At 38.9% G+C, this 21,945-nt stretch carries 11 protein-coding genes; 7 read left to right on the top strand and 4 right to left on the bottom strand.

The window, feature by feature from the left end:
- The first annotated feature begins 271 nt into the window (after positions 1 to 271).
- The 6 genes from B6A32_RS10790 (at position 272) to B6A32_RS10765 (ending at position 16,819) form a co-directional block, all read left to right on the top strand.
- The gene (locus tag B6A32_RS10790) at positions 272 to 1,090 is read left to right on the top strand and encodes a formyltransferase family protein (RefSeq protein ID WP_085303808.1); all 819 of its coding nucleotides are present in this window, start codon (positions 272 to 274) and stop codon (positions 1,088 to 1,090) included.
- A gap of 290 nt (positions 1,091 to 1,380) precedes the next feature.
- Positions 1,381 to 1,785: a MerR family transcriptional regulator gene (locus tag B6A32_RS10785; RefSeq protein WP_085303806.1), complete on the top strand. Its 405-nt coding sequence runs from the start codon at positions 1,381 to 1,383 to the stop codon at positions 1,783 to 1,785.
- Positions 1,786 to 1,803: 18 nt separating this feature from the next.
- Positions 1,804 to 4,047, top strand: coding sequence for a heavy metal translocating P-type ATPase (locus tag B6A32_RS10780; protein WP_085303804.1), 2,244 nt, complete (start codon positions 1,804 to 1,806; stop codon positions 4,045 to 4,047).
- A gap of 21 nt (positions 4,048 to 4,068) precedes the next feature.
- Positions 4,069 to 4,452: a cupredoxin domain-containing protein gene (locus B6A32_RS10775; RefSeq protein ID WP_085303801.1), complete on the top strand. Its 384-nt coding sequence runs from the start codon at positions 4,069 to 4,071 to the stop codon at positions 4,450 to 4,452.
- A 418-nt stretch (positions 4,453 to 4,870) separates the two neighbouring features.
- Complete coding sequence (locus B6A32_RS10770; RefSeq protein WP_085303798.1) at positions 4,871 to 6,856, top strand: cytochrome c/FTR1 family iron permease; 1,986 nt, start codon at positions 4,871 to 4,873, stop codon at positions 6,854 to 6,856.
- An 810-nt stretch (positions 6,857 to 7,666) separates the two neighbouring features.
- A complete protein-coding gene (locus tag B6A32_RS10765; RefSeq protein ID WP_085303796.1) occupies positions 7,667 to 16,819 on the top strand; it encodes a choice-of-anchor L domain-containing protein in 9,153 nt (3,050 codons plus the stop codon).
- 102 nt (positions 16,820 to 16,921) lie between these two features.
- Here B6A32_RS10765 and B6A32_RS10760 read toward each other — a convergent pair whose 3' ends face one another.
- From B6A32_RS10760 to udk, 4 genes are all read right to left on the bottom strand, one after another.
- Positions 16,922 to 17,509 carry a thymidine kinase gene (locus B6A32_RS10760; protein WP_085303794.1) on the bottom strand — a complete coding sequence of 196 codons (588 nt, stop codon included), beginning with the start codon at positions 17,507 to 17,509 and terminating at the stop codon, positions 16,922 to 16,924.
- A gap of 72 nt (positions 17,510 to 17,581) precedes the next feature.
- Positions 17,582 to 18,355 carry a deoxyribose-phosphate aldolase gene (deoC, locus tag B6A32_RS10755; RefSeq protein ID WP_085303792.1) on the bottom strand — a complete coding sequence of 258 codons (774 nt, stop codon included), beginning with the start codon at positions 18,353 to 18,355 and terminating at the stop codon, positions 17,582 to 17,584.
- An 85-nt stretch (positions 18,356 to 18,440) separates the two neighbouring features.
- Entirely contained in the window at positions 18,441 to 19,685 is a 1,245-nt protein-coding gene (locus tag B6A32_RS10750) for a NupC/NupG family nucleoside CNT transporter (protein ID WP_085303790.1), read from the bottom strand.
- 79 nt (positions 19,686 to 19,764) lie between these two features.
- Complete coding sequence (udk, locus tag B6A32_RS10745; protein WP_085303880.1) at positions 19,765 to 20,403, bottom strand: uridine kinase; 639 nt, start codon at positions 20,401 to 20,403, stop codon at positions 19,765 to 19,767.
- Between the two features lie 296 nt (positions 20,404 to 20,699).
- Between udk and B6A32_RS10740 the strand changes: the two genes are divergently transcribed.
- Complete coding sequence (locus B6A32_RS10740) at positions 20,700 to 21,911, top strand: phosphopentomutase (RefSeq protein ID WP_085303788.1); 1,212 nt, start codon at positions 20,700 to 20,702, stop codon at positions 21,909 to 21,911.
- The last annotated feature ends 34 nt before the right edge of the window (positions 21,912 to 21,945 follow it).

Genomic DNA, 21,945 nt, shown 5'->3' with positions numbered 1-21,945 from the left:
ATAAGTTACGTGTGGAAACAGGGTTATCAACGAATAATCCTGTTATGGTAATTTTAATGCTTAATTAAAGGTCTTATTACTGAATAAGCTGTGCAAGGTATTCAAACATATGCTTAAACTTGGTTTTAAACCTAAAGTAACTCGTAAAATATTTGCAGCAAAATTAATGATAAGTTCACCCATACCTTTACTTAACTTAGATAGCTGAACTAAATATTATTTATAAAATATTTAAAAGCTTTATTTTGAACCACTATATTGAAATCTGATTATGAAAATTGTTTATTTTGGGAATAATTTATTCTCCTCATGTTTAAAGTATTTATTGGCCCAAGGTCATGAAATACTAAGAGTATATAAAAATAATTCAGCACGTAACTCTTCGATTATCGATAGCGTATGCGCTGACAACTGTATCCCTTTACATAGCCATAAACCGAGCGAGAGTGAATTAAATCAATTAATAACACTCGGGGCAGAGATGTTTATTGTTGCTGAATACTCTTATTTACTCCCCGTAACCAAAGTAAAGTATGCCATTAATATTCATCCGACATTATTGCCTGAGGGTAGAGGCCCAACACCTTTACCTTTTTTAATAACGCAGCCAAAATTTTCAGGAATAACGTTACATAAAATTGCTGAAAAATTTGATTGTGGTGACATTATATTACAGAGCCAGTTGTCACAATCTGCCAATGAAACGCTAACCACCTTGATGATAAAAGTACATCTTGAATCCGTAAATTTGTTACAACGTTTCTTTGACAATATCGAACATTACTATAACGCTGCACGCCCACAAATTAACCACTCGTATTGGCCTAGAACAGATGTTGCTGAACGAATCTTAGATTTTAAAATGTCGATAAATGATATTGACCAAAAAGTTAAGCGTTTTGGGCATATGGGGCTATTAATTAAGTTAGACAAAGATTTATGGGCCGCCACCCATATTGAATTAGCTGCATACAAACCTACGGCACAACCAGGCCATGTAGCTTTTGAAGACGACAGCTTACTCGCTGTTAATGCCGCAGACGGTATTGTTTGTATTCATAAGTCATCGCTAGCTTTATTGTCAACTTAGCCAGTAATGTCTAGGAAAATTAAGTGATAATAAGTCATAGGGAATGATAAAAATTAATGTGAAAAGGCCAAGTGCGTGGGTATTTTAAATGCTCACTGTTTCGAAGGGGGTTGTTTCGAAGAGTATGGTTTAGGAGGCAATAGTTTTGAAGGTTATGGTTTTAAAGGTAACTGTTTTGAAAGACAGTTTTTTTGACATTATTCGCTTGACCTGTGTCTTAGACACAGCTGTAAAATCTATTCAAATTATTAAAATTAAGCTACTTAATTTATCGACCAAAGGTTAAAGCTATGACAGTTACTGAGCTAGCAAATGCAATGAACACCACGCCTGATACCGTTCGATATTACACCAAAATTGAATTTATAACGGCAAGTAAAAATCCAACGAATGGTTATAAAAATTATGGGAAAACTGCGCAGAATAGACTTAAATTCATTTTAAGTGCTCGGCAATTAAACTTCTCAGTTGCAGAGATCAAAAATATTTTATTGGAATCCGATAAAGGACATTTTGCTTGTCCATTGGTTAGAGAGATTATCGAAAATCATTTGGCTGAAACAGAAAAGCAATTTCAAGCAGCATTTGAATTACGAGAAAAACTAAGAAGCGCGATTGATGATTGGCAAAGTAAGCCTGATAAAGCGCCAACTGGACAAATGATATGTCACCTAATAGAAGCAGGGAAATATTAATCTAGCAAAGGAAAAGTGATGAGTAAATTAACTGAATCGACGCAAGAATTAATCATTGAAGGAGCCGGTTGCGCGAGTTGTGTAGGCAAAATTGAAACCGTATTAAACAATATTTCTGGTGTTGAGAATGCACAAATGAACTTTGCTTTACGCATGGTTTCAATTACAGGTGATGTTAACGCTAAAGTATTGATTAACGCGATTGAATCTATTGGTTATAACGCCAAAAGTGTTAGTGAGAGTAGCGATAATGAATTAATCGATGAGAAAGAAATTGCTGATCAAAAATATTATAACAGCCTAATCAAACAAATGTGGATGGCCTTAGGTTTAGGAATTCCGTTAATTGTTTATGGCCTGGCTGGTGGGGCAATGACGGCTGACACATCTTTAGCGCGAACTGTTTGGTTATTTATTGGGGTTTTGTGTGCGGCTATCATGTACTTTTCGGGTAAACATTTTTACTTAGGTGCTTGGAAGTCACTGGTTAATCATAGCGCTAATATGGATACTTTAATTGCCTTAGGAACAGGCACTGCTTGGTTATATTCTATGGTAGTGGTCTTATTTCCTATGGTGTTGCCAGAGATGGCTCGCCATGTTTATTTTGAAGCCACCGCCATGATTATTGGTTTAATCAATTTAGGTTTAGCGCTTGAAGTCAAAGCCAGAGGAAAAACCAGTGAAGCGATAAAACGTTTAATTGGCTTACAAGTTAAAACCGCGAGGGTTGTACGGGACAATAAAGAGCTTGATATTGCGATTGAACAGGTTTTACTTGATGACATTGTACGCGTTCGTCCAGGTGAAAAAGTGCCTGTAGATGGGGTTGTAATACAGGGTAATACTGCCATTGATGAATCAATGTTAACAGGCGAACCTATGCCTATTGAAAAAGGTAAGGGCGATGAAATTGTTGCTGGCACACTTAACAAATCAGGCTCAATTTTATTTCAAGCCACGAGAATAGGTAAAGACACAGCCATAGCACACATTATTAATATGGTGAAAAAAGCACAAAACTCTAAGCCATCAATTGGACGATTAGCCGATGTAATTTCAGCGTATTTTGTTCCTGTTGTCATGATAATTGCAATTCTAAGCGCTTTAGTTTGGTTTAACTTTGGACCAGATCCTGTTATTGCTTATGCCGTTGTTTCAGCAACAACGGTGTTAATTATCGCTTGTCCATGTGCCCTGGGTTTAGCAACGCCTATGTCTGTTATGGTTGGTGTCGGTAAAGCTGCAGAATCGGGGGTGTTGATACGACATGGTGAAGCGCTACAAACGGCCTCTAAAATTACTGCAATGATATTAGATAAAACAGGCACAATTACTGAGGGAAAACCTTCAGTTACTGACATTATTATTGCTGACAGGAACTATAGCGAGCAACAAATTTTAACCTTAGCTGGAAGTATTGAAAGCAACTCAGAGCACCCACTTGCCCAAGCTATTGTTGACTCAGCACTTGCTAAGAATCTTGTACTTGAGAACACCTCAGAATTTAACGCTATTGCAGGCTATGGGGTGCAAGCTAAGTTAAACAATCAGCAGTTAATTTTTGGTAACCAAAAGCTGATGTTAAAAAACGCTATAGCGTTAAATGACTTTGTAGCACGTGCGCAGCAACTTGCTGATAGCGCAAAAACACCTATGTATTTAGCTATTGATAATAAATTAGTGGCGATTATAGCGGTTTCAGATCCGATCAAAGCTGACTCAGTGGCTGCCATTAAAAGACTACAAGCTAAAGATATTAGAGTGGTAATGCTAACGGGTGATAACAGAGCAACGGCAAATGCAGTAGCACAGCAAGTTGGTATTAAAGAAGTGTTTGCTGAAGTGCTACCGGAAGAAAAATCTAACAAAGTTGCTGAGTTACAAGCGCAAGGTGAAATTGTAGGTATGACAGGAGATGGCATTAATGATGCACCCGCTTTAGCCTTAGCTAATGTTGGCTTTGCTATTGGCACGGGCACAGATGTAGCGATTGAAAGTGCCGACATTACCTTAATGCGAGGATCTTTACATGGCCTTGCTGATGCTATTGCGGTGAGTAAAGCAACATTAGCCAACATTAAACAAAACTTGTTTGGTGCCTTTATTTATAATGTGGCCGGTATACCTGTTGCCGCAGGTATTTTGTATCCATTTTTTGGTTTAATGTTAAACCCCGTTGTCGCCGGTGCTGCAATGGCATTTTCATCATTAACGGTGGTAAGTAATGCCAACCGTTTACGCTTATTCAAACCACAATAGAAATAATTAAAGGGCAAACGCATGTTACTGATCAATTTAACGGGCTTAGGATTAATTATTTTAATTATATGGTGGTTTTGGCTATATAAACCTACGGCAACAGCGGTAGCTGTTAAAAGTGAAAAGATTGATAACAAGTGCAGTAATGAAGTTACTGTGGTGGTTGATTCAGGAATTTATCAACCTGCTCATCTGCTATCGCCTGAGAATAAGCCTTTAAATATTAATTTTATTCGCAAAGACTCTAGCTCGTGTGCTGCGACTGTGATGTTCCCTGACTTTGACATAAGCGCAGAACTACCGCTTAATAAACTTGTAAAAATACAACTACCGGCTATGCAACAAGGTGAATATGTATTCCATTGCCAAATGAAAATGTATAACGGAACATTATTAGTTAAATAAACCAGTCTTAAATATAATGCATATTAGCATGAGTGAATTATCTGTAGATTATTGTAAATCAATAGCTTATGAGAAAATAGGCAAGATTAAAGTTAAAAGTTGACCGCTTTAATTTTAGTGTATTAAGGGATGACTTAATGAGGCTGCAATTTGAAATGGAACAGACTAGGTAACATTTAATTGATTAACTTACGTGGTATTTATCATAGCGTTAAATCGACCTAATGTTGAAAATTAACTTCAAATTATTTTAAGAATATCGTGAATAAATAGCCTTCAGAATAATCTTTAAACATTAGTACTTTAGACTATTACACTTTAGCTACATTTTAAGTAAATTTAATTAATTACATTTGTTAATACATAGCTTACAATTGATAATAGTTATCATTACGCAATATGGTTAAGGTTATTTAACATGAAGAAAAGCGCTACCTATTTTTGTCATTCCAATAGTTTATTATTAAAAATTAAACACACGTTATTCAGCATAGCGACAGTGCTTTTTCTGTCGCTTAATTTGCTTTCAATACAGGCTTCTGCCCAAACTAACGATACCGCTCAATTACGACAGTTAGCTCAGTTAGCAGAATATATAGGTGTTGATTACGCTGATGCGGTTGAAAATGGTTTAGTGATTAATGAAGGTGAATACCAAGAAATGCTTGAGTTTTCATCTATGATTGTTGAGCGAGTTTCGAGTCAAATTGGCGAGGAGCAAAAAGCAGCAATTTATAATGAATCGTTAGCGTTAGAACAAGCGATTAAAAACAAAGAGTCTGTAAGTAACATTCGCCAAATAAGCGCAACAATTCGTGGTCAGTTGTTAGCTATATTACCTGAGTCATTATTACCGAGTAGATTATTACCGGAAAAAGATACACAAACTTTATTTCAAGAAAACTGTGTTAGCTGTCATGGTGCTACCGGCAAAGGTGATGGTATTTTAGCAAAGGGCTTATCACCAGAGCCAACCAACTTTACTGATAAAACAAGAGCAGTAAACCGCTCATTGTTAGGCTTGTTTGACGCTATTTCTAACGGCTTAGATGATACTGCAATGCCAGCGTTTACACAGCTGAAAGAACAGCAACGTTGGTCATTAGCATTTTATGTTGGTGGACTTGCATTTAAAGATAAAACTAATGCAATACAACCTTCAATAAAGTCTCCAACAAATTCAGCACCAGACATTGATTTGCAAAACTGGATAAACTTTAATCCTAGCCAGTTAATCAATAGTGATGAAAATATTAACGCCAATTTTATTGATACATATCGTTCAACGCCTTCTTTATTGTTTAATAAACAACAAAATCCAATTGATATCACTAAAAGCCAACTAAGTGCTGCCATTAGTGCCTTTCATAATAATGAATATGCCAAAGCTAATACTCTTGCCGTGAGTGCTTACCTTGATGGTTTTGAATTAATTGAAAATAGTTTAGATGCAAGAGACGAAGTTTTACGTAAGAACATAGAAGTAAACCTTATTAATTTGCGACAAGTTATTAATACGGCAGGGGAAGAAGAACAACTTAAACAATTATCAGCTGAAATATTTACTCAGTTAGATGAAGCCGAGCAACTTTTAACAGGGGCAGCATTATCAAGCAGTGCTTTGTTTTCTGCGAGTTTGGTGATTTTACTACGTGAAGGGCTTGAAGCATTATTAGTAGTTATTGCACTCATGACAGTACTAATTAAAACCAACAGACGTGATGCAGTTAAATATGTACATGCTGGTTGGATATTAGCTTTAATAGCCGGCGTTGCAACATGGGCTTTAGCACAGTCTCTTATAGACATAAGTGGTGCAAGCCGTGAAGTAATGGAAGGTGTTGCAGCACTACTAGCCGCAGTTATGCTGTTATATGTAGGTATATGGATGCACAGTAAAACCAATGCTGAGCAATGGCAAGCCTATATTCAAAAACATATTAATACCCAGTTAAAGGCAGGTACATTATGGGGATTAACCTTACTTGCATTTATTGCCGTGTATCGTGAAGTGTTTGAAACGGTTTTATTTTATCAGTCGTTGTTAACACAAGCATCGTCTGAGCAATATTCTGTTGCGGTTTCTGGTTTTGTAGTCGGTGTGGTTATTTTAGCGGTAGTCGCTTGGGTGATATTAAAGTATTCAATAAAATTACCTATTGCGCGCTTTTTCTCTATGACCACTTATTTGTTACTCGCATTAGCATTTATCTTAATGGGTAAAGCGATTAGCGCTTTACAAGAAGCTGCAGTGATCGGTATTTCGGCCTTGCCAATACATGTTGATTTACCTTGGATTGGTGTAGGTTCAACCTGGCAGGGAGCTATTGCGCAAATTGCGGTTATTTTGTTTTTTGCCTTTTATCGAATGTCTGCCAAGAAAAAAGCAATAGAAGTGACTTAATTTTATAAGTTACTAAGACTTTTTATTCAAAAATAGAACGAGTTTACATCGTTAATTAAAGGTTAGCTTACAACGTAAATTGAGTAAGCTAACCTATTTTGGGGCATCAAGCTCTTTTGTTTTTTTATTTAATTTTTGGCTAACCATTTGCACTGGCCAGCAATCAACTTATCCAGCTACATAACAGTATTTCTGTTTAATTAATGCTTTATCAATTCGTACATCAGCTAGTGATAATGAATCTTTCCCTTTCATCAATAAAAGCTTTAATAATCCCCCCCATTTTCGACACTATTTAACCTAGGTTTTAATCAGTTTATTTATAAGTTAATTGTCTAATGTTTGTTATTAATCCTTAAATACTAATGGTTACAGGCAAGATTATGTAGCCAAGATAACCATCTGAATTAACTATAAATCTCTGGGTTACAATTTAATTGAATTTTAATTTGTGATTTGAAAATCCTTTACTAGTATTAATTTTATGCTTGTAGAATAAATGTTTCTAATGATCAGATGGAGTAGTCATGAGTCAAACACGGATTAAAATCTTCTCTTCGTTACAATTAACTCCCTGTAAGCTGAAAACATACCTAAGTATTGCTTTAGTTTGCGCTCCCTTTTACACAAATGCCAATGAGTTTTGTTTGTTTCAATCTAAAACAGTTGATTGAGGTGGATAATAGTATGCCGAAAATAAATGTTGGTTTAGCTGTAGGTGGGAATTTTAAAATTAAACATTTTTAATTTAGTTACATAAAGGTATTAGCTCATTTAGAAATTGCACAATGAATTATCAGGAAGGATTATATGCAAAAGTCATTAGTTGCTGTATTGGTTACATTATCATTAAATTCAGGGATTACTCTGGCAGAAACTGTCGGAACTAAAGGAGAAAGTGTAGCCCAAAAAGATGATTCAACAATTACAACCACTGATCTGGTTAATCGACTTACCGGAAGTGGGATAACAATTACCAGCTCAAACTTTGTAGGCGATAATATTCAGGTTGGGGTCTTCGATAACTTCGGCTTCTTGTTAGACCCAACTGGCGATAATGACTTTTCCAGTGGCGTTATTCTCAGTACTGGTTCAGTCGAGCCGGTAGTCGCAACGGGGGGCTCCAATACTGCAGATAATCAAAGTACTACTATTAGTGGAACGGTTTCATTGGATAATGAGCTAGAAGAATCTGGCTTTGATCATGCAAAGCTGCAATTCACAATTGAGCCTGAGTTTGATACCTTGATATTAGACTTTGTTTTTGGCTCAGAAGAATATAATGAATATGTAAATTCAGGCTTTAATGATAAACTAAAGATCATGGTTGATGGTACAAATTGTGCCCTCACACCCGATAATCAAGCGTTTAGTATAGATACCGTTAACCGAGCAGGGGAGTTTCCTCCTGCAGTGGGAACAGCTGGCCCTTCTATTAACCCAGAATTGTTTATAAATAATGACCCAGGAGCAAATTCTGGTGAAGTCAGTACCGCAAATTTTACCACTGAGATGGACGGTTTTACTAAAAGAGTTACTTGTCGTGCTTCAGTAACACCAAATCAAGAAGTGAGTGTAATTGTTGGCGTTACCGATGACGGGGATGCAACTCTAGACTCTTGGGCTTTTTTTAGAGCAAAAAGCTTACGTGCAGAGCCAGGTGGTGATTTAGGCGATGCGCCAGACTCTTATCAAACACTTTTATCTTCATCTGGCCCAAGCCATACTATTGTAGAAGGCATACATTTGGGCACTCAGCCTAGCGGTGATATTGACGGCTTTCGTGATGGTTTTGATGATAGTAATGGTACAGCAAGAGATGATGTTGATGACGGTATTGCCACTTTCCCACAGTTAGACGATACCGATACAACCTATGCTATAACAGCCAATGTAACTTCCTTTAATGGTCAAACTGCTTACATTGGGGCTTGGATTGACTTTGATGGTAATGGGTCGTTTGAAGCCGACGAATTTACTAATCAGATTTCAGACGCTGGTGCTGTTGTAAATGAAGCTACAGATGAAATTGCTGCAGGTACCTACGAAGAAGATATCACCATTGCATGGGACTCTATTCCTGCTGGCACTCAAACAGGAGATAGCTTTGCCCGTATTCGTATTTCTAATACACCTTTAACATCTGGCGACTTTGGTGGCAGTTTTAATTCAGGTGAAGTTGAGGATTATGGTTTTGTTATTTCTGGTGCGGCTGATGCCACAGCACCAGTGGTAACTATTGACGATCCAACATTAGTTACTGCAGCCGATGATACTGCTTATGTTATATCAGGTACGTGTACCGTCGGAGATGGTGTAGTTACTGTTGTAGTAGATGATTTTGATGGTACGCCTTCGGGTATCACCAGCTCGCCTATTTGTAGCGCAGAAGGTATTTGGACCGCTACATTTGATGTTTCTAGTATTAATAACGGCTTCGGCCAAGTGATTATTAATGCCTCACAAACAGATAAAAATAGCAATGTAGGCAATGCAACACAAAAAGCAGCCGATAAAGATAGCACATCAGCAATAACTTTGAATAACTTAGGTAAAGCGACAACAGAAAATCAATTCGCATATACAATAAATGGTAGCTGTGTTGACGCTAATACCCCTGTAACAGTGTTAATTTCTGGCTTACCTTCAAAAACTGCGGTATGTGCAGATGGCTCTTGGCAGGCAACTTTTGATGTAAGCCCTATTGCAGATGGTACTGGAGTAATTGTTGCAGATGCCAATGATAGCTCTGGTAGTGCCGTACAAAAAAATGCAGATAAAGATACTACTGGCCCAGCATTAACTTTAAATTCATTAACTGCTGCTAATGCTACGAATCAGGCTAGCTATAACGTAACTGGCATGTGTGAAAGTGCTGGCACAGAAGTATCTGTGTATATACCAGGTGCAACGCCTGAGCGCCAGCGTGTTACTTGTAATGCTGGTATGTGGACGGCTACCACTAATGTCACTGCCATTGCAGATGGCACTGATGTTATTGCCGTATTTGTTGAGCAAACCGATTTAAGTGGCAATAACTCAGCAGTTGATGACGAAGCAAATAAAGATGTGGTATTACCTACAGTTGTTATTAACGCTTTAACAGTAGGTAACAATGCAAATCAAAATAGCTATCCTGTAAACGGCACATGTACCATTGGCGATGGTGATGTAACCGTTGCTGTTGCTGGCGCTACGCCTGCAAGCCAAGCGGTAAGTTGTACTGGGGCAGGTACATGGAGTTCAACATTTAATGTTAGCGCGATTGCAGATGGCACTAACGTAATTGTTGCTGATGCAAACCAAACTGATACCGCGGGTAATACCGGTAATGCTACTCAGCAAAGTGCGAATAAAGATATTGTACCTCCTACCGTGAGTATTAATGCCTTAAACGATGCAAATGCCGCTAACGCTAGTACTTATACTGTAAGTGGTAGTTGCTCTGTTGATGATGGTAATGTCACCGTGTTTATTGCTGGGGCAACACCCGCTAATCAGCCCGTAAGTTGTTCGCCTGGTGGAACTTGGACAGCCACTTTTGATGTAAGTGCGATAGCAGACGGAACTAATGCTATTGTAGTTGATGCAACTCAAACTGATGCTGTTAATAATACAGGAACTGCAACACAGGCGACTGCAGATAAAGATATTATTGCACCGAGTGTTGTGATTAACGCACTCAGCGATGCTAATGCCAGTAATGCTTCGGCGTATGTGATTACGGGTACGTGTACGATAAATGATGGTAACGTAACCACTTCAATAGCTGGTGCAACCCCGAGTAGTCAAGCAGTCGCCTGTTCCGCAGCCGGAACATGGACTGCGACCTTTAATGTTTCGGCAATTGCAGATGGCACCAATGCCATTGTTGCCAATGCAAACCAAACTGATGATTCAGGTAATACGGGTAATGCGGTGCAATTATCAGCAGATAAAGACACGGTTGTTCCGGCAGTGACGGTAGATCCTTTAGTTGAAGTTAATGCCAATAATGTAACTACATATCCGGTCACGGGTACTTGTTCAATAGGAGATAGTAATGTTGTTGTGATGCTAGCGGGAGCAAGCCCTGCTAGTCAAAGTGTAGTGTGTAATCCAGATGGAACGTGGAGCGCAACATTTGATGTCAGTGCAATTGCAGACGGTGAAGACAATATTGTTGTTAATGCGAACCAAACCGATGCATCGGGTAATACAACCACAACTGCTAACCAAGCAAGTGATAAAGATAGTACGCTACCCGTTGTTGTAATTGATACATTAGTCGATGGCAATATTGTTAATAAAGCGAGCTACCCTGTAACCGGTACCTGTACTATAGGGGACGGTAATGTCACGGTCGATCTTGTTGGGGCTTCGCCTAGCAGCCAAGCAGTTACTTGTAATCCTGATGGCACATGGAATGCTACCTTCGATATAAGCGCAATAGCTGATGGCACAGATGTAATTGTTGTTGATGCCAACCAAACTGATACCTTTGGTAATATAGGCAATGCTGCACAACTCACTGCAGATAAAGATGAAGACCAACCTATTGTGTCTATCTTAAATGCGCCTGCCACGGTCAACAATACGAATACCTTTGTACTGACCTTCGAGTTTAGCGAAGACGTTGTAAACTTTGATGTCAGTGATGTTGAATTCACAAACTCTACTTTAGCGAATTTCACAATAATTGATGGCAACACTTATACCGTTGAAGTTACACCTGATGGCGGCGGCGATGTAGCAATTAGTTTAGCGCAAGGTGCAGGCCAAGACTCAACCGGAAACGATACGAACGCGACGTCAGTTGTGGTTATTTTTGACCAAGATAGTGATGGCATTAGTGATGAAGATGAAATTGCCCTTGGCCTTGATCCTACCAGTAACGATAGCGACAAAGATGGTATACCAGATGGTTCTGAAGTTGGTGATGTAAATAATCCTAATGACAGTGATGGCGATGGTGTAATAGATGCAATTGACCCAGATGACGATAACGATGGTATAGCAACAGCAAATGAAGATGCTAACCTCGATGCAGACAATAACCCTGCTACAGGTATAACTGATAGTGATGCTGATGGTATAGCTGATTATTTAGATACTGATTCAGACGGCGATAACATTACCGATGCGAATGAGGCAGTGGCAAGCGGCAATGATACCGACAATGACGGTATTGATGATGCGATTGATGTTGACCAAACCGGCGGTGTTGATACCAATGGTGATGGTGTTGATGACAATGTTGTAGCAGCGAATACCGATGGTGATTTAGCCGCTGATTATCTTGATATTGATAGTGATGGCGATGGCATTCCTGATTTTTGGGAGTCTGGTGCTTTAAATGTTGATTCTGATATGGACGGCATTGACGATGCTTTCGATGTAGATATTACCGGTGGTACAGATGCTAATGGTGATGGTATTGATGACAATTCGTCCCCCGCAAATAGTGATACTGACACTGCTCCAGATTTCCAAGATCTAGACAGTGACAATGACGGTATTTCGGATGCCATTGAGTCGGGTGCTCTCGGAGTAGACACTGACGGCGATGGTATTGACGATTACTTTGACGTTGATGAAACCGGCGGAATTGATGCGAATGGTGATGGTATTGACGATGCAGTAACGCCAATTGATACTGATAACGATGGCATACCAGATTTCAAAGACCCTGATAGTGATAATGATGGCTTACCTGATGTTCTTGAGAATGGTGCCACAGGTGTAGATACCGATGGTGATGGTATCGATGATGCCTTTGATGTCGACCAAACTGGTGGTGTTGATAGCGATGGTGATGGTATGGACGACAATACCAGCCCATACGCACTAGACTCAGATGGTGACGGTACACCTGACCATTTAGATTCCGACAGTGATAATGACGGTATAAACGATGGCGTTGAAGCAGGTTTGAGCGGTAATGATACTGATGGTGATGGTATTGATGACAGCTTAGATGTAGACCAAACCGGCGGCACAGATACTAACCTTGATGGTATAGATGACAACGTTGCACCCGTTGATACAGATATGGACGACAGTCCTGATTATCTCGACCCCGACAGCGATAATGATGGTTTACCAGACGTTTTAGAAGGTAATTCTGATACTAACATGGATGGTACTCCTGACTATTTAGATACTGATAGTGATGGCGACGGCATAGATGATGGTGTTGAGTCTGGTGCAGCAGGTATCGATAGTGATAATGACGGTATAGACGATGCATTTGATGTAGACGAAACCGGTGGCGTTGATGCTAATAATGATGGTGTAGACGATAATATTGCTTTGCCAGATAGCGACGAAGATGGCAGACCTGACTTCCAAGATAGCGATATAGATACAGACGGTGATGGTATTCCTGATGTTGTCGAGGGGAATGGCGATATTGATGGCGATGGTATTCCAAATTATTTAGACACTGACTCTGATGGCGATGGTATCAACGACTCTGATGAGGGAATTGGCGATATCGATGGTGATGGTATCCCTAATTATTTAGATACCGACTCAGATGGCGATGGTATTCATGATGCTTCTGAAGGCAATGTTGACTCAGATGGTGATGGAACACCTGATTACCTGGACCTTGACTCTGATGGTGACGGAATAAGCGATGCAGATGAAGGTAATGGTGATACAGACGGCGATGGAATTCCTAATTATTTAGACGATGACTCTGATGGTGACGGAATAAGCGATGCAGATGAAGGTAATGGTGATACCGATAGTGATGGTGTTCCAGATTACTTAGACAATGACTCTGATGGTGATGGCATTAATGACTCAAACGAGGGCAACGGTGACAGTGACGGTGATGGCATTCCAGATTATTTAGATAGTGATTCTGATAACGATGGTATCAATGATGCTGATGAAGGTAATGGTGATTCCGATGGAGATGGTATTCCTGATTACTTAGATAGTGATTCTGATGGCGACGGCATTAGCGACGCTGATGAAGGGGCTGGAGATAGTGATGGCGATGGAACACCTGACTACTTAGACACTAGTCTAGATGAAGATGGTGACGGTATTCCTGATATTGTTGAAGGTACTGGCGATGACGATATGGATGGTATTCCAAATTATCTAGATACCGACTCTGATAATGATGGCATTGTCGATGGTTTTGAAGCAGGTAATAGTGGAGTCGACACTGATGGCGATGGCATAGATGACAGCTTCGATGTCGACCAAACTGGTGGTGTAGACACTAACGGTGATGGTATTGATGATGATGTATTACCAACAGACTCTGATAATGATGGTGTAGCTGATTATATTGATGTAGATAGCGATAATGACGGTGTTCCAGATGTTGTAGAGTCGCAGCTAAGTGCAATCGATTCAGACTCAGACGGTATTGCTGATCAATATGATGTAGATGCAACTGGTGGTGCTGATTCTGATGGTGATGGTATTGATGACGTCTTTGATGTTGATGTTACAGGCGGTTTTGATGCTGACGGTGATGGTATTGATGATGCCTTACTTACCTTCACTGATACTGATGGTGACGGGATTGCCGACTACTTAGACCTAGACAGCGATAACGATGGTATTAGCGATGGTGTTGAAGCCGATGTTAGTGGTGTTGACGCCGATATGGATGGTATTGATGATGCATTTGATATCGACTTTACCGGAGGCATGGACGTTAATAACGACGGTATAGATGATGATATCAATTTAACGGATACTGATGGAGACGGTATTATAGATATGCATGATCTAGACAGCGATAACGATGGCCTGTTAGATACTCAAGAAGCTGGTGTTACTGACGAAAATGGTGATGGCTTTGCTGATGATCCTAATGTGTTAGTCATAAGCCCAATAGATACAGATGGTGATGGAACACCTGATTATCGCGACCTAGACAGTAATAATGATGGTGTTTTTGACATTATTGGCACACCGGGTTCTGGCTTAGATGTAAATAACGATGGCATGATTGACCCTGCAGATGATATTGACGGTGATGGGATTTATGACAGCTACGACGCTAACCCAGGTGGTCGAGGCACTAGCCCTGGCACAGATGATGATGGGGACGGAATACCATCACATGTTGACAAAGATGACGATAATGATGGCATCGCAGATATAGTTGAAGGCGTAGGCGATAGTGACGGTGATGGAATACCAGACTATTTAGATGTTGATAGTGATAATGATGGACTACCAGATGCATTTGAAGCAGATAGACCTGCACCTACAGGTCTGGATTCAGACGGCGATGGTATCGATGATGCCTATGATGTAGATACTACTGGGGGTATAGATAATGATGGTGATGGTATAGATGATATATTTGTTATCGCAGATACTGATAATGACGGTATACCTGATTACCTTGACTTAGATTCTGATTCTGATGGTATAAACGATTCACAAGAACAAGTACTTGCGCAACTTAGTGGAGTAGACAGTGACAATGATGGTATTGATGATGCTATTGATGTTGACTTTACCCTTGGCAATGATGCGAACCTTGATGGCATTGATGACAACGCACTTGACTTGATTGATATAGATGGTGACGGTATAGCAAATTTCCGAGACCTTGACAGTGATGGTGATGGGATAAGCGATAACGTAGAGGGTGATATAGATTCAGATGGAGATGGAATACCGAATTATAAAGATCTTGATAGTGATGGCGATGGCATATCAGACAGCCAAGAAAATGGTGACTTTAACAATGATGGTATCAACGATAACTTACAGGAACCTCGTAAAGTTGAGTCAACGTTGAAAGGTGCAGGTAGTAGTGGATTTTTAATTATTGGAGGAATGTTATTCATGGTAGTAATGCGTAGGAAACGCCAATTCATGGCAATAGCTTTATTGATATCGATGAGTTTTTCTAGTCAAGCTGAGAAAAATTGTCAAAACCTAGAGGATGAGGGGTGCTGGTACCTCTCAGGCTCACTTGGTATGTCGTTTCTTGATCCTAATGAAAATGACTCCGGCTGGAAAGTCTTCGATAATAATGGCAGTTCTTATAAACTTTATGGTGGTTATGCATTTAACGACCATTGGTTTGCTGAGTTGAGTTATAGCGACTTAGGTGAAGCGCGTTTAAATAATTCTAATCCAAATATTATAGACACTTTGAAAGTCGAGTATACAGGGATTGCTGCACAAGCCGGTTATTGGTTTATGCCAGTAGGGAGTGAATGGAATGCTTTTATCAGGGCAGGGGTTTCATTGATAGACTCCAGTAGTAACTTTGAACAATACCATGATCAACTTAATAGTAGCCAGTTTGTATTCGGCGGCGGAGTTCAGTGGCGGTTTAATGATAGTTGGATGACACGGTTTGAAGTTGACAGCTATGATAAAGATGCGATTTATCTAGGGTTAACTATCAGCAAGTTCTTCGGTGAAAGTAAAACAGTTAAGCGAGCGAAAAGTTTATCTCGCTCAATTACCAAACTTAAACCGAAGGTTAAATCAAATTCTGAATCAATGTCAAAAACAGCACCCAAAGCACAGACGACTATTATACCAGTTAACAATCCAGATTCAGATGCTGATGGAGTTCTGAACCAAGAAGATCAATGTAAAAATACCGCTAAAGGCTTAGTTGTTAATATAAAAGGCTGTCCGGTAACACAAAAATTTATCATTCAGTTTGATAATAACTCTACAGCTATCAGTAGCGAGTATAAGCAAAAAATTGATGAAATAACCCAGCAATTAACGTTATATAACGAAGTTAACTTAACACTTGAGGGGCATACAGACTGGCGTGGTAAACAAACATCAAACCAACCATTGTCAGAATCAAGAGCAAACATAGTTGCAAAAACTCTTATGCAATCTAGCAATTTACCTGAATCTGCTATTACGGTAATAGGTTATGGTGAACTTAAACCTATCGACACCAATGAAACTGAAGCGGGTCGATATAACAACCGCAGAGTCGAAGTGGTTATTGAAGGGCATTAAAACGAAATTTTCTAATTATTACCGTTAAACATCAGTTTTAATAATATTTAAAGGAATGTTAGCGCATTCCTTTTTTATTTGTATTAGTTCAATTAATAGGATTTAAACAGACATATTCCAAACTTGTGCTTTGAAATGTTTACGACATAAAGATTCGTAACGTTCATTACCACCCACCTCAATTTGTTCTCCGCCTTGTACCGCTTGACCATTTTCATCGCAACGCATAACAAAGTTGGCTTTTTTACCACAATGACAAATTGTTTTTAATTCGACTAACTTATCAGCCCAAGCTAATAATGCCGCACTGCCTTTAAAAGTCTCACCGAGAAAATCAGTGCGAATACCGTATGCTAATACCGGCACTTTCAATTCATCAACAATGTCGGTTAATTCTTTTACTTGTAGTTTAGTTAAAAATTGCGCTTCATCGATTAAGATACAAGCAATTTTACGTTGACCAACTTGCTGCTTTACCTGGCTGAATATATCGGTATTATCATCGAAAAGTAGCGCGTCGGCATGAATACCTAGTCTTGATGACACTTTACCCTTAGCAAACCTATCGTCAATTTGTGCCGTAAATAACAAAGTATCTAAGCCTCGTTCTTGGTAGTTATAAGAAGATTGTAATAAATGAGTCGACTTGCCGGCGTTCATAGTTGAATAATAAAAGTATAATTGTGCCATTGCTCAATAATGTCCTAATTATGGGAGTTTAATTGTTTATGTTATTTATGTTTTTATTAATTTTAATATCAATTAATAACTCAAAGGATTTGCTACTTCAGCACTCGCGCCTAAAGTATTTAGTAAGTTAGTCAGTAAACTACTGGCACCAAAGCGAAAGTGGCTCTTAGTAGCCCAATCTGTGCCTAAAATATCACTCGCCAAGTCAAGGTAAATCTTAGCATCTTCGGCATTCTTTACACCACCGGCGGGTTTGAATCCAACCTGTGTATTTTTATTTTTAATGGCCTTTAACATTAACTCAGCAGCTTTTGGTGTCGCATTTGTTGCCACTTTGCCGGTTGATGTTTTGATGAAATCAGCACCTGCAGCAATACAAATCTCGCTGGCTTGGGTAATAAGTTCGTCAGTTTTAAGCTCACCAGTTTCAATAATAACCTTTAATAGCGTGTTTTTACCACAAACTTGTTTACAGGCTTTAACAAGGTCAAAACCGATTTTTTCATCGCCATTCATTAAGGCTTTATACGGGAATACCACGTCAACTTCATCAGCACCGTAGGCTATCGCGGCTTTTGTTTCAGCAACGGCTATAGTTACGTCATCGTTTCCGTGAGGAAAGTTTGTCACTGTCGCTATTTTAATCTCAGGCGTACCTTGCAACGCTAATATTTTTTTTGCTAATGGAACAAAGCGAGGGTAAATGCAAATAGCGGCGGTATTGCCACAGGTAGTTTTAGCTGTTTTACAAAGTTTTATAATATCTTCAGCAGTTTCAATGTCGGTTAAACTGGTTAAATCCATCATATGCAATGCACGTTGTGCGTAACTTTCTAATGTACTCATGATGTTTCTCTGTAGTTTTTTGATTTAGAATAGGAACAGCCTAGCGAAAAACTAGGCTGTTAAATTATAATGTTAATGCTTTAAGTTATAAACTGACGAATACGCCAGCAATAGCAGCACTCATTAAGTTAGCCATAGTAGCCGCAAGCATTGCTTTCATGCCTAAACGTGCAATATCAGGACGGCGATTCGGCGCCATTGAACCTATACCACCAAGTAAAATAGCAATAGATGATAAGTTAGCAAAACCACATAAAGCGAAGGTTACGATAGCTTGAGTTGTTGGAGAAAGTGTTTCTTTTATTTCAACAAAGTTAACATAAGCGAAGAATTCATTAACAACAATTTTTTGCCCAATAAAACTACCTGCTTGAAGCATTTCTTCAAAAGGAACACCAATAAGGAAAGCAAACGGCGCAAAAATATAGCCAAGCAACCATTCAATGGTGATGCCTTCAAACCCTAGTAAATTACCAAAGCCAGAAACCATAGAGTTAAGTAACGCAATAATAGCAATAAAGGCAAGTAGCATGGCACCAACGTTCACTGCAAGCTTTAAACCTGAAGCGGCGCCCGTTGCAGCTGCATCGATTACATTGGCGGGTTTATCGCCTGCTTCAGCTAACTCAACATCACTATAATCATTATTGATTTCTTCTGTTTCAGGTAAGAGTATTTTAGCCATAAGTAAACCACCCGGAGCTGCCATAAAAGAAGCGGCTATAAGATATTCAAGTTTAACCCCTAGGCCTGCATAACCGGCTAAAATCGAACCTGCAACGGATGCTAAACCACCCACCATAATAGCAAAAAGTTCAGATTGACTCATTTTTGAAATGTATGGGCGAATAACTAGCGGGGCTTCTGTTTGACCTACAAAAATATTAGCGGTCGCAGAAAGTGATTCAGGCTTAGATGTTTTTAATAGTTTTTGTAATCCGCCACCAATAATTTTTACTACCCATTGCATTATATTTAGATAATAAAGTACAGCAATCAAGGATGAGAAAAAAATAATTACCGGTAATACTCGAATCGCGAAAACAAAGCCAACACCATTTTCAAACATGGCATCGGTGCCTAAACCACCGAATAAAAAGCTTATACCAGCCTCAGCACTATTAATAACTTGTTGTACACCATTAGTAACCGAGCCCAACATGTCTTTACCAAAAGGCACGTAAAGTACAAAAGCACCTAATATAATCTGTAATGAAAAAGCAAAACCCACGGTTCGCCAATTTATTGCACTGCGATCTTTTGATAAGAAAAATGCTAATGCTAATAAAGCGAAAATACCAAAGACTCCTCGAAGAGCACCTAATTCCATAATTACCTCATAAATTACTTTGTTATCGTTATTATATTTATTTAAATTATATTTAAGTTAATTTTAAATTTTTATAGCGTTATACGCGTTTATTCATTAACTGACGTATTTTTGCTTTTAGCATTTCAATGGCCATTCTATTTTTCCCGCCACGTGTAACGACGATATCAGCGAAAGGCTTATTGGGCTCAATATGTTGGCGATACATAGGTCGAACAGTCGTTAAATATTGTTCTGTAATTGACGCTACGCTTCGTGAACGCTCGACAGTATCTCTGTTAATTCTTCGCACAAGACAAATATCAAGCGGAGTATCTATATAAATTTTAATATCGAATTTATCTCTTAGCTCTTTATCCGAAAATAAAAGAATACCTTCGATTAAAATTATAGGTGTGGGATCTAAATGAATTGTTTCAGGTAAACGGGTATGGGTTTTATAGCAATAAGTGGGTATATCTACACTTTCGCCATTGCTTAACTGTGTTAAGTGTTTTGAAAGTAGACTATGTTCAAATGCACTAGGGTGGTCATAGTTAGTTTTTACACGTTCTTCCATCGATAAATGTGATTGACTATTGTAGTAAGAATCTTCTTTGATAATGGCAATGCCACTCGATCCTAATTCAGGTAACAATTCATCGTAAATTGTTTGCGCATAAAGTGATTTTCCAGATGCAGAAGCGCCGGTTACCGCGATAATTGTCGGTTTATTGATTTGCAAAACAGAGAGCCTTAAAAATATGATTAACAAAATGTTAAGTAATTATTATTTGCGATGTGACTGAGAACAACTCACCGCACTCATATTATGGACTAATTTATCTGAAATTCATTAAAATTTAAGCAAAAGCAATAACTCTGCGTTAAATATTTACAAAATATCTGTTGTCTATAATTTATAGCTTGGTAAAGTATCACATGTTGACCAATTGGTCATGAAATTTATTAATATTTACGAGGATAAATTTTTAAAATTTGTTAAAATACGTAAATTAAAGACAGGAAATCAAAATGGCAAGAGCAATAGTTTTAGTAATCGATAGCTTTGGCGTGGGTCATGCACCTGATGCAGCAAATTTTGGCGGTATTAATGCCAATACTTTTGCTAATTTATCGCGATACTTCTATCAACACGAAAAACGTAAAATCAGCGTGCCTAATTTAGCTAAAATGGGTTTAGTTCAAGCGGCATTTGAAGCTGGTAAGAGCGAGTTTCCTGTAGAAGAGCAAAAACCTGAGCAGGGCGCCTATGGTTATGCTGCAGAATTAAGTACCGGTAAAGATACACCTAGTGGTCATTGGGAAATGATGTGTGTTCCTGTACTTTTTGATTGGGATTACTTCCCTAAGGAAGGTAATGCTTTTCCTGTTGACCTTATTGATAAAATTAACCTAGCTACAGGTTATAAAGGTATTTTAGGTGATTGTCATGCTTCAGGTACTGACATTATTAATAAACTCGGTGAAGAGCATATTAAATCAGGCTTGCCTATTTGTTACACATCAGCAGATAGTGTGTTTCAAGTTGCTGCACACGAAGAGCATTTTGGCTTAGATAACCTTTATAAATACTGTGAAACAGTTCGTGAATTACTTGCCGATATGAATGTTGGTCGTGTAATCGCTCGTCCTTTTGTAGGCAGCAGTCCTGCAGATTTTACCCGTACAGGTAACAGACGTGACTATTCTATTCTACCGCCATCACCTACAGTGCTAGATGCATTTACACAAGCGGGTGGCCATGTGATTAGCGTTGGTAAAATTGCCGATATTTATGCCCATCAAGGTATCAGTGAAAAAACCAAAGCAACGGGTATAGACGCACTTGTAGATGCCACAATTACTCATATAAATAGCGCACAAGACAAGAGTTTAATCTTTACTAACCTGGTTAACTTTGACCAAGACTACGGTCACCGTCGTGATCCCGTTGGTTATGCATTAGCACTTGAAAACTTTGACAAACGTATGCCTGAAATTATCTCAGCCATGAACGATGACGATGTATTGTTTTTAACCGCGGATCATGGCTGTGACCCAACGTGGCCGGGTAACGATCATACGCGTGAATATGTCCCTGTAATAGCATTTCACAAACAGGTACGATCTGTTAATATCGGCGAGCGCGGTACTTTTGCTGATATCGGTCAAACTATCGCAGATTTATTTTCATTAGATAAAATGCCTTATGGTACTAGTTTTTTATCTGATCTTGATTTATAACAATTAAAAGTTAACCACTTTACTGATAACATAC

The sequence above is a fragment of the Colwellia polaris genome (assembly GCF_002104515.1).
GTDB lineage: Bacteria > Pseudomonadota > Gammaproteobacteria > Enterobacterales > Alteromonadaceae > Cognaticolwellia > Cognaticolwellia polaris.
This window is presented reverse-complemented; position numbering and strand designations above follow the sequence as displayed.